Source organism: Pseudomonas sp. RGB, from assembly GCF_007713445.1.
Taxonomy (GTDB): domain Bacteria; phylum Pseudomonadota; class Gammaproteobacteria; order Pseudomonadales; family Pseudomonadaceae; genus Aquipseudomonas.
This window is the reverse complement of the sequence record NZ_VMSH01000019.1, coordinates 82,589-93,195: the sequence shown is the minus strand read 5'-3', so window position 1 is coordinate 93,195 and position 10,607 is coordinate 82,589. Positions and strand designations below refer to the sequence as shown.

The window sequence follows — 10,607 nt, the reverse complement described above, 5'->3', positions numbered from 1 at the left end:
GGGCTTGCCCGCGAATGCGGTGGTTCAGTCAGCTCATGTGTCACTGGCACACCGCTTTCGCGAGCAAGCCCGCTCCCACAATTTGACCGAGTGCAGCCGCCAGCACCGCACGGCTTTGCCTTTCTGTGGGAGCTGGCTTGCCTGCGATGCAGGCACCTCGGTGTATCAGTAACACCCAGTAGATGCCATCGCAGGCAAGCCAGCTCCCATCTTTGACCGAGTACAAACGACACCCATCTACCTGACGCACAGAGATCCAAATGTGGGAGCGGGCTCGCCCGCGAAGGCGGTGGTTCAGTCAGCTCATGTGTCACTGGCACACCACCTTCGCGGGCAAGCCCGCTCCCACCTTTGACCGAGTACAAAGGACACCCGTCTACCTGACGCAAAGAGATCCAAATGTGGGAGCGGGCTTGCTCGCGAATGCGGTGGTTCAGGCAGCTCATGTGTCACTGGCACACCGCTTTCGCGAGCAAGCCCGCTCCCACAAGTTGACCGAGTTTAACTGCCAGAACCGCAGTGCTTCGCTTTTCTGTGGGGCTGTGTTTACGCGACCTGCTTGGCCTGCTCGCGCTCTGCGACCAATTGGCGGGTGAGTGGAATCAAGCGCTTGCCGTAGTCGATTGCATCATTGAGCGGGTCGAAGCCGCGAATCAGGAAGGTGGTAATCCCCAGGTCGTAGTAATCCAACAACGCTTCAGCGACTTGTTCTGCGGTGCCCACTAGTGAGGTGGAGTTACCTTGGGCACCAAGCAGCCCGGCAATCCCGGTCCACAACCGCTTGTCCAGCCGCGGGCCTTGCGCCGCTGCTGCCAGTAAGCGGCGTGAGCCTTCGTTCGGTGGTTCCCGTCGCACGAATCCGTTCTTTTCAGCCAGCGCCGTGGCCTGTTGCAAGATTGTCTCGGCACGCGCCCACGCCAGTTCTTCGGTCTCGGCGAGGATCGGGCGCAACGACAAACTGAAGCGGATCGTGCGGCCATGCTTGGCCGCTTCGGCGCGCACCTGAGTTACCACTTCGCGCACTTGCTCATAGGTTTCACCCCACAGCGCATACACGTCGGCATGTTTGCCCGCCACCGCAATCGCTGCCGCGGAAGAGCCGCCGAAATACAGCGGAATGTGCGGCTGCTGGGGCGACTTCACCGTCGAGTGCGCGCCTTGCACCTGGTAGTACGTACCCGCGAAATCGAAGGGCTGCTCGCTGGTCCATTCCTGGCGCACCACGCTGAGGTACTCGTCGGTGCGCGCGTAGCGTTCGTCCTTGCCGATGTGGCTGCCATCGGCGCGCAGTTCGCGGTCATCGCCACCCGTGATGATGTGCACGGCGGTGCGCCCGCCGTTGAAAACATCCAGGGTGCTGAACTGGCGCGCAGCCAGCGTGGGCTGGGCGAAACCGGGGCGGTGCGCGATCAGGAACTGCAGCTTTTGGGTCACGCTGGCGGCATGCGCGGCGATCAGCGTGCTGTCCGGGCTGTTGGAATGGAAGGCCACCAGGGCGCGGTCGAAGCCGGCCTCTTCGTGGGCGCGGGCCACGGTTTCGACGTAGTCCGGTTGCAGGGTCGGGCCGCTGCGCGGGTGGATCTCAGAGGCGTGATGGCCGCCGATATAGCCGATGAATTCAATGCTCATGGTCAGTCCTTGTCAGGTACGGGATCAACACCTCCTCCGGGCGTGGGGTCGGTCACTCGGCTCAAAAGTAAGGGCGGGAGTCGGGTCTGTAAAATGCCTGTTGGTTCTAACCTAAGTATTAAAATATTGAATTATTGCTCGGTTTATTTATTAGTAACGTGCATTAAGAGTTGGGCTACAGGCTCAGACGAATCTGCGCACACAGCCCACCGCCCGCGCGATTGCTCAAGGTCAGCGAGCCACCGATCGCCACCACCAGTTGCTGCGCAATCGCCAGGCCCAACCCGGTGCCGCCGGTGCCGCGATTGCGTGAGCTTTCTACCCGATAAAACGGCTGCATGACGTGCACCAGTTCGTCCTCGGCAATCCCCGGTCCGCGGTCCAATACGCTGATCGACAGCTGCCCGGTTGGCGTCGAGCCGACTGCCAGTTCTGCGCTGCCGGCGAATTTCAGCGCGTTGTCCAGCAGGTTTACCAACACTCGCCGCAAGGCGTGAGGGCGGGTGTCGAGCACCAGTGCACTTTTACCGGTGATGCTGACCTGCTTGTGCATGTCTTGATAATCAAACACCAGGCTGTCCAGAAACGCGTCGAGGTTGATGCGATGACGGGCTTCGGTAGCGCCGTGCACGCTGCGCGCGTAGGCCACGCCTTCGCGCACCAGGTGTTCCATTTCCCCCAGGTCACTCCAGAGCTTGTCGCGGTCGGCAGAATCTTCCATGAACTCGGCGCGCAGTTTCATGCGGGTAATCGGCGTTTGCAGGTCGTGGGAAATCGCCGCAAGGATCTGCATGCGTTCCTTGAGGTATTCGGCGATGCGTTGTTGCATCTGGTTGAACGCTGCCGCTGCGTGGGCCACTTCGGTCGGGCCGTGTTCGTCCAGCGGCGTCGGATGAGCGTTCGGGTCGAGGGTTTCCACCGCGCGGGCCAGGCGCGTCAGCGGGCGAATCGCCAGGCGCACGGCCAACCAGGTGCAGCCGAGCAACAACGCCAATTGCAGGATCAGCACCACCGGCAACCAATAGGCCACGGGCAGGGCGGCCGGGCGTACATCGAGGGTGATCGGGTTGCCGTCGGCCAGGGTCAGGTGCGCCTGGAAGTGCTTCTGCAGGCCGGGAATGGTGCGAAAGGTCAGCGCGTATTGCTCGCCCAGCGCATCCGCAATCGAGGTGGCGGCCATCGGCATGTCGTCACTGCTCATCGGCTCACCGGTCTCGCCGGCATTGAGCAGGTAATGGTAGTTCTGGCGGTCGATACGCGGCAGCCAACTGGCGCGCTCGTTAGCCGGCAGGCGGTCGAGGATTGCCACCGAGGTCGACACGTCGTTCTCCAGGTTGCCGAGCATCGCGGTGCGCGCGCTGATATAGCGCTCGTAGAACTGCGCGCTGAACGACAACCCATGGGCGCACACCAGGCTGATCAGGAAGATCAGCGACAACTGCGACGCCAGCGTGCGCGGCCAACCCAAGCGCCATTTCATCGCGTGGCTCCAAGGATTTCCACCGCCAGGGAAAACACATACCCCTCGCTGCGCACGGTCTTGATATACGCCGGTTCACGTGCGTCATCCAACAGGCGTTGGCGCAGGCGGCTGACCAGCAGGTCGATGGAGCGGTCAAACAGATCCGCGTCGCGGCCCTGGGTCAGGTTGAGCAATTGGTCGCGGTTGAGTACGCGCTGGGGATGGTCGAGAAATACCCGCAGCAGGCGATACTCGGCGCCGCTCAAGGCCACCAGCGTGTCGTCTTCGTCGAGCAGGTGGCGGGCGGTGGTGTCCAGGCGCCAACGGCCAAAACGAATCAGCCGCCCGGTTTCACTCACCACCAGGTTCGGCGGCAGCATGCGCGTGCGCCGCAACACGGCGTTGATCCGCGCCAGCAGTTCGCGGGCGGCGAAGGGTTTGACCAGGTAATCATCGGCGCCCATTTCCAGGCCGATGATGCGGTCGGTTTCATCGTTGCGCGCGGTGAGCATCAGCACCGGCGTGGCTTTGTGCTTGCCCACCCGCAACTCGCGGCACAGCTGCAAACCGTCGTCGCCGGGCATCATGATGTCCAGCACGATCAGGTCAACCGGGGTGGTGTCGAGGAAACTGCGCATCCGGCGGCCATCGGCGACCACTGTGGTGCGCATGCCGTTTTTCTTCAGGTAATTGCCCACCAGCTCGCGGATCTCGCGGTCGTCATCGACGATCAGGATATGGTCGACATGGTCCATGCTGCGTTCCTCGTTAAATGCTCATGGGCCGCAGTCTAGCCATCGCCGCAGGGTTTGCCTTGTGCCCTTTGTATTGCAGTGTATCTGGCGATAACGAGATACACAGCGAGGCAAAAAAACCGACAGGCCAGCGTCCGGCGTCGTTCACCTGCGTGCCTAAGCTAATGCTAAAAAGGTATTTATTAAGGTTTTTTAAGATCGTTTAGCTTGGTTGCTCCAACCCAAGACGCTTATGGAGTGAGCCGCCGATGCTGCAATCAGTCACCACCTTGCCGCTGCTGGATCTGTCGCAGCTTGACGGCACGCCTCAGCAACGCGGCGAATTTCTCGATGCGTTGCGCGCTGCCGCGCGGCAGATCGGCTTTTTCTACCTGACCGGCCACGGCATCGACCCGGCGCTGCTGGCTCAGGTGCAGCAGCAGGCGCGCGCATTTTTTGCCTTGCCCGAGGCCGACAAACTGGCGGTCGGTATGCTCAACTCGCCGCACTTTCGCGGCTACAACCGCGCCGCGTCGGAGATCACCCGCGGCCAGCCAGACCTGCGTGAGCAGTTTGATGTCGGCGCCGAACGCGAGCCACTGAACGCGGATCAACACCCGGCCGCGTGGGCCCGTCTGCAAGGCCCGAACCAATGGCCAGCCGCCTTGCCCGAACTCAAGCCGTTGGTTTTGGCCTGGCAGCAGGCAATGGCGCAGATGGCGTTGCGCTTGCTACGTGCCTTTGCCCAGGCCTTGTCGTTGCCCGAGCAGGCCTTTGACGCACTGTACGGTGACCAACCCAACGAACACATCAAACTGATCCGCTACCCCGGCCGCCACGCGCAACAAAGTCGCCAGGGCGTGGGCGCACACAAGGACTCCGGCTTTTTGAGCTTTCTGCTGCAGGACGAGCAGGCCGGTTTGCAGGTGGAGGTGGAGGAGGGCCGCTGGATCGACGCGTCGCCGCGCCCCGACACACTGGTGGTGAACATCGGCGAACTGCTCGAGTTGGCCAGCAACGGTTACTTGCGCGCCACCGTGCACCGCGTGGTGTCGCCGCCGGTGGGCAGCGAGCGTTTGTCCCTGGCGTTTTTTCTCGGTGCGCAGCTGGATGCGGTGGTGCCGGTGTATGACTTGGCACCCGAACTGCTGCGCGATGCCCACGGGCCGACCAGCGACCCGCGCAACCCGTTGCTGCGCGATGTCGGCTGGAATTACCTCAAGGGCCGTCTGCGCTCGCACCCGGATGTCGCCCAACGTTTCTATGCCGACGCCACACTTCCCCACGCACTGTCCGCCTGATCAGGAGATCACCATGCTGAAGACATCTGCACTTACCCTGGCGGCGTTGCTGGCCTCATTGAGCGTGTCGGCCGCCGATGCGTTGCGCGTCGCCGCCGACCCGATTCCCCATGCACAGATCCTCGAATACGTGCAGAAGCTCGACCCGAGCCTGAACTTGAAGATCATCGAGATCCCCAGCGGCGTGAACTCCAACGAGTTGCTGGCCCATGGTGATGTCGACGCCAATTACTTCCAGCACCTGCCGTTTCTCAACGCTCAGGAGCAGGCGCTCGGGCAGAAGTTCGCGGTGGCTGCTACGGTGCATATCGAACCGTTGGGCATTTACTCCCATCGCCATACCGGCTTCGCCCAGGTGCCGGACAAAGGCACGGTGGCGGTGCCGAACAACGTCACCAACCTCAGCCGCGCGCTGTACCTGTTGCAAGCCAATGGCCTGATCACGCTCAAGCCGGGTTTCAATGACGCGTCCAGGGAGCAGGCCACGCCCAAGGACATCGCCGAGAACCCCAAGCACCTGAAGATTCTGGAGATCGAGTCGCCGCAAATTCCGCGCGCGCTGGACGATGTGGACCTGGCGGTGATCAATGGCAACTTTGCCCTGGAAGCCGGGTTGGTGCCGGCCAAAGACGCCTTGGGCCTGGAGAAAGCCGAGGGCAACCCTTACGCGAATATCCTGGTGACCACACCAAAACTCGCGGATGACCCGCGCATCAAGCAACTGGCCAAGGACCTGCGCTCGCCGGAAGTGGCCAAGTTCATCAGCGAAAAATACGCGGGCTCGGTGATTCCGGTGGCGGCCGAATGATCGTCGTCGAGGGCGTCAGCAAAACCTACGCCGACGGCCAGCCGGCGGCCCTGGATAACGTGTCCTTGCGGATAAGCGACGGGTCGATTTTTGGCATTGTCGGCCGCAGCGGGGCGGGTAAAAGTACCTTGCTGCGCTGCCTTAACCTGCTGGAGCGGCCCACCTCCGGGCGCATCCTTTTGGACGGCCAGGACCTGACCCAACTGAGCGACAAGCAACTGCGCGAGCAACGCCAGCGCATCGGCATGATCTTCCAGGGCTTCAACCTGCTGCATTCACGCACGGTGGCGGGCAACGTCGCGGTGCCGCTGGAAATCGCCAAGGTGCCCAAGGTTGAGCGCGCGGCGCGGGTGGCCGAGTTGCTGGCGTTGGTGGGCTTGAGTGACAAGGCTGAGGCGTTTCCTTCGCAGCTCTCCGGCGGGCAGAAACAACGCGTGGGCATTGCCCGTGCATTGGCGGCGCGTCCGGCGTATCTGTTGTCGGATGAGGCCACCAGCGCGCTTGACCCGCAAACCACCGCGTCGATTCTTGAGTTGTTGCGCGACATCAACCGGCAGTTGGGCGTGACCATCGTGTTGATCACCCATGAACTCGAGGTGGTCAAGGCCATCTGCGACAGCGCGGTGTCGCTGGCCGATGGACGTGTGGTGGAAAGCGGCACGCTGCTGCAATTGCAAGCCGACCCGGCATCGCACCTGGGCCGTTCGCTGGCGCCAAGCCTGCCGGTGGTGAGGGCCGTATGAAAACCGACTGGAGCGAGATTGTTCAACTGCTGCTCAACGCCACCGGCGAAACCCTGTACATGGTGCTGCTGGCGGGCATGTTCACGCTGTTGATCGGCTTGCCGCTGGGCGTGGTGCTGTTTATCAGCCGACGCGGCGGCTTGTTGCCTTTGCCACGGCTCAACCGGGCGTTGGGCGCCGTGATCAACCTGGGACGGTCATTGCCGTTTGTGGTGATGCTGATCGCGTTGATCCCACTGACGCGCCTGATCGTCGGCACCACGCTGGGCAGTACGGCGGCCGTGGTGCCCATTACGATTGGCGCTTTTCCATTTTTTGCGCGCATTGTCGAGACCGCCCTGGATGAAGTGGACAAGGGGCGCATAGAAGCCATCGTTGCCATGGGCGGTGACGTGCGTCATGTGATCCTCAAAGTGCTGCTGCCGGAAGCCTTGCCCGCGCTGGTGGCCGGGGTGACGCTGACGCTGGTGATGCTGATCGGCTTTTCCTCCATGGCTGGTGTGATCGGTGGCGGCGGGCTGGGCGACCTGGCGATTCGTTATGGTTATCAGCGTTTCAACAACCAGATCATGGTGGTCACGGTCATCGTTCTGGTGGTGCTGGTGCAGGGCGTGCAAAGCCTGGGGGATCGCTGTGTGAGGTCGCTGGCGCACCGCCGATCCTGACTTTGCCCCAGGGCGAAAAAGACCTGCGGTCGATCCGTAACATGGCCCTGATGTTTTCCGAGCCGCGCTCATTGCAACGGCTCGATTATTTGAAACGCGTCGGCCCCAGCGAAGCGCCGGTGTTGATCAATGGCGAGACTGGCACCGGCAAGTCAACCACGGCTTGCTCAAGGGGCGCGCACGGCCTTGAGCAGCAGCGTCTCGAATAGCTGCTGCACGCGTGGTTCATCACTGTGGGCGACATTAAAACGCATCGAATTGAGGTGCGCCGGGTCGTAACCGAACAAGGCGCCCGGCGCCAGAACCATGCTGTGTTTCAACGCTTGCTGGGCCAGCAGTTCGCCGTTCACTCCCTGCGGCAGCCGCGCCCAGATAAACATCCCGCCCTCGTACGCCATCGGCAGCTCGCACCCGCAACGCTTGAGCCATTGCTCGACGCGCCCGCCGCACTCCGTCAACCGTTGCACCATGCGCTTGCGGTGCTTGGCGTAGCTGCCTTCGCTGAGCATGCGATAGACCAGCTGTTCGAACAGCTCTGAGGTCACGCCGCCGCTCATCAACTTCATGTTGGTCAGGTTCGCCGCCAGTTGCGGTGCGGCCACCACATAGCTGACGCGGGTGTTGGCGCTGAGGATCTTGGAGAAACCTGACAGGTACGTGACCTGGTCCAGCCCGGCGAGAGCGGCCAGGCGCGGTGGCGGGTTGGGGTGCAGGTCGCCGTAGAGGTCATCCTCGACGATATGGCAGTGGTAGTGCTGAGTCAGTTGCAGCAGGCGAAACGCCTGGCTGGGGCTGAAGGAGTGGCCGGTGGGGTTATGCAGCACGCTGGTGGTCAGGTACAGACTGGGGCGGTGTTCGGCCAGCAGCGCCTCAAGGGCAGCGAAGTCAAAGCCGTCGGGGCGGCGCTCGAGGGTCACCACTTTGACGCCGTGCAAGGCCAGGTTGGCGTGGAAGTTGAAGTAGCACGGCGCGTCCAGCAGCACGGTGTCGCCGGGGCGTGCGAGCAGGCGCATGAGCATGTCCAGGCCTTGCACGGTGTTGGGCGTGGTGATGATTTGTTCCACCGGCACTGACAGGCCTTCGCTGTGCAGTTTTTGTTGCAGCGCCTGGCGCAGCGGCAACAGCCCGGCCGGCGCGCCCAGCCCGGCGATGCGCAACGACGGCGCGCGCACTACGCTGCGCAGGGCTTGGCGGATAGCGTCGTTGTTCAGCCAGTCCTCCGGCAAGTGCCCGCTGCCGGGGCGCAGCTCGCCGCCGGCGGTGACCAAGGGGCGGCGCAACACGCTGAGCAGGTCTTGGGGTAACAGGTCGACCCAGGTCATCGCGGTGGGGCGGGCGCTGTCCATCGCCACAAAGTAGCCACGACCCTGGCTGGAGGTCAGCAGGTTGCGCCCGCGCAGGCGGTCCAGTGCTTCATTGAGGGTGAATTTGCTCACGCCCAGGGTCTGGGTCAATTCACGCACCGACGGCAATTTGCTGCCCGGCGCCCATTCACCGTGCTCGATGGCGTGGCTGAACGCGTCGACAATCTGCTGAACCTTGGGTGTGCCGTCAACAAAGGCGATGGCGGATACAAACATAAACCTTCCTGGTATTTGCCGGTGATTTTACCGGCCATTGTACCGGTAAAGTTCGGCCTGATTAGGCCTCACTTTACCTGCCCTGTGCAAGGCTGCCTCTCTAGACTGCGGGCCATCAATGACAGGGATTACGTGATGGAAAGCCAACTGATCAACCCCGGCGCGCCGTTCTGCCTGGGGGTGGCCCAGCATAAATACCTGGGGGCCGAAAAGGGCCTGCAAAGCGCCATTGAAGGGGGCTACAGCCACTGGTACATCGACGCCAGCCTGTTAGGTGAAAGGGTCGAGGACTGGACTGATGCGCGCATCGCCCGCCTGCAGGAAAAGATCGCGGCCAGCGGTGTTCAGCCGATATTTCACAGTAACTTCAAGGCGCCGCTGGGCAGCGATGTCGGAGCTTTTCGTGCGGCGGCAGTGGAATACGTGGAAAGAGAGGTTGATGTTGCCAGCCGTCTGGGCGCGCCGTTGATCATCCACGGCGGCTGCATCGTCGGGCCGCAGAGAGTGCTGGAGGCCAAGGACATTGCCCTGGAGCATTACCTCAAATCGGTCAAGGAGCTGGCGCAGTATGCCGAGGCCAAGGGGACGGATATCTACCTGGAGAGTCTGTCCAACTACGTCAACTACCGGATTTTCACCCACGAAGCGCAATTCGCCTTTGTGTTCGAGCACCTGCAAGCGCACAGCAATGTGTACTGCTTCCTTGACGCCGGCCACGCCCGCCTCGACAGCGGCTTGCCCGCGCAAGTGGTGCGCAAGTACCCCGCGCTGATCAAGGGCATTTCCTTCAGCAACCACAAGGAGGGGCACCACGCCGACAACTGCGCGTACGCCGAAGTGCTGCAGGCTATCGTCGAGACGAACTGGAAAGGCCTGGTGGCCTTTGAAACCTGTCACCACAGTGCGCAGGCCGCCCTGGCCGAGTTGGCGCGCGCCTTTGCCGTTGTTTCTTCCAATCCGGGTTTGGGCTCATGACAAGTACGTTGACGCTTTCTTCGTTTCTCTACTTTCTGCTGTTTTGCGCCACCATGACCTTCAGCCCCGGCCCGATGACCCTGCTGCTGTTGAGCCTGGGTTTGAAGGACGGCCTGCGCAGCTCGATCCCGGCGCAGATCGGCGCCAGTGTGGCGTACCTGATCTCGATCCTGATCTTTGCCGTGGGCTTTTCGGAGTTGATCAAGGGCAACCTTGCCATCACCCAGACCCTCCAGTTGGTGGGTGTGGCCTACATCCTCTACCTGGCCTACAAACAGTGGACCAGCAGCGGCGTATCGATCAACCGGGACGCTGCCGCGCAGGGCGCGCGCAGCCTGTTCGGCAAGGGCTTGCTGACCGGGTTTTCCAACCCCAAGACCCTCATCATGTTCAGCGCCGTGTTCCCACAGTTTGCCGGGGCGGGAGGGCACAGCCGCGCGGCAGATATCGCCATCCTCGGGCTTACCTTTTTGTCGTTGCAGTTTGCCAGCGGCTGCCTGTATTGCTATTTCGGCCAGCGCATCAAGCACGTGCTGGAAAACCCCAAGCGACGGGTGTTGCTGCAACGGGTCACGGCAGTGCTGTTGCTGGGTGTGGCGCTGATGCTGGCGCGCGGTTTTTCGCACTGAGGGGCGCTACCCGCAGGCTTATGAGCGGTAGTGGCGATTTGACGTCGCCCTGATAGACTCCAGGCATTCATCCAGGATCAC

10 protein-coding genes are annotated in these 10,607 nt (G+C 62.2%); 6 read left to right on the top strand and 4 right to left on the bottom strand.

The genetic code is table 11. The features are described from left to right. Window positions 1-546 precede the first annotated feature (546 nt). The 3 genes from FPT15_RS26800 to FPT15_RS26790 all read right to left on the bottom strand — a co-directional run bounded on the left by FPT15_RS26800 (window position 547) and on the right by FPT15_RS26790 (window position 3,846). Complete coding sequence (locus FPT15_RS26800) at window positions 547-1,629, bottom strand: LLM class flavin-dependent oxidoreductase (RefSeq protein WP_145165821.1); 1,083 nt, start codon at window positions 1,627-1,629, stop codon at window positions 547-549. Between the two features lie 175 nt (window positions 1,630-1,804). Next, window positions 1,805-3,109: an ATP-binding protein gene (locus FPT15_RS26795; RefSeq protein WP_145165820.1), complete on the bottom strand. Its 1,305-nt coding sequence runs from the start codon at window positions 3,107-3,109 to the stop codon at window positions 1,805-1,807. Further along, the gene (locus tag FPT15_RS26790) at window positions 3,106-3,846 is read right to left on the bottom strand and encodes a response regulator (RefSeq protein WP_145165819.1); all 741 of its coding nucleotides are present in this window, start codon (window positions 3,844-3,846) and stop codon (window positions 3,106-3,108) included. Before FPT15_RS26790 ends, FPT15_RS26795 begins: the two co-directional genes overlap by 4 nt. Before the next feature lie 248 nt (window positions 3,847-4,094). Here FPT15_RS26790 and FPT15_RS26785 point away from each other — a divergent pair, with 248 nt between their 5' ends. Genes FPT15_RS26785 through FPT15_RS26770 form a run of 4 tightly spaced genes read left to right on the top strand, consistent with a single transcriptional unit; the run spans window position 4,095 to window position 7,342 of the window. Further along, the gene (locus tag FPT15_RS26785) at window positions 4,095-5,126 is read left to right on the top strand and encodes an isopenicillin N synthase family oxygenase (RefSeq protein ID WP_145165818.1); all 1,032 of its coding nucleotides are present in this window, start codon (window positions 4,095-4,097) and stop codon (window positions 5,124-5,126) included. Window positions 5,127-5,139: 13 nt separating this feature from the next. Next, window positions 5,140-5,934: a MetQ/NlpA family ABC transporter substrate-binding protein gene (locus FPT15_RS26780; RefSeq protein WP_145165817.1), complete on the top strand. Its 795-nt coding sequence runs from the start codon at window positions 5,140-5,142 to the stop codon at window positions 5,932-5,934. Next, complete coding sequence (locus tag FPT15_RS26775) at window positions 5,931-6,677, top strand: methionine ABC transporter ATP-binding protein (RefSeq protein WP_145165816.1); 747 nt, start codon at window positions 5,931-5,933, stop codon at window positions 6,675-6,677. The genes FPT15_RS26780 and FPT15_RS26775 overlap by 4 nt, the downstream gene beginning before the upstream one ends. Continuing rightward, entirely contained in the window at window positions 6,674-7,342 is a 669-nt protein-coding gene (locus tag FPT15_RS26770) for a methionine ABC transporter permease (RefSeq protein WP_145165815.1), read from the top strand. The genes FPT15_RS26775 and FPT15_RS26770 overlap by 4 nt, the downstream gene beginning before the upstream one ends. A gap of 167 nt (window positions 7,343-7,509) precedes the next feature. Here FPT15_RS26770 and FPT15_RS26760 read toward each other — a convergent pair whose 3' ends face one another. Next, window positions 7,510-8,922 (bottom strand): PLP-dependent aminotransferase family protein, encoded by a 1,413-nt coding sequence (locus FPT15_RS26760; RefSeq protein ID WP_145165814.1) that lies wholly within the window; start codon window positions 8,920-8,922, stop codon window positions 7,510-7,512. 135 nt (window positions 8,923-9,057) lie between these two features. Between FPT15_RS26760 and FPT15_RS26755 the strand changes: the two genes are divergently transcribed. Together FPT15_RS26755 and FPT15_RS26750 are read left to right on the top strand one after the other, a co-directional pair. Then, window positions 9,058-9,897 (top strand): sugar phosphate isomerase/epimerase, encoded by an 840-nt coding sequence (locus tag FPT15_RS26755; protein ID WP_145165813.1) that lies wholly within the window; start codon window positions 9,058-9,060, stop codon window positions 9,895-9,897. Further along, window positions 9,894-10,526 carry a LysE family translocator gene (locus FPT15_RS26750; protein ID WP_145165812.1) on the top strand — a complete coding sequence of 211 codons (633 nt, stop codon included), beginning with the start codon at window positions 9,894-9,896 and terminating at the stop codon, window positions 10,524-10,526. Before FPT15_RS26755 ends, FPT15_RS26750 begins: the two co-directional genes overlap by 4 nt. Window positions 10,527-10,607 lie beyond the last annotated feature (81 nt).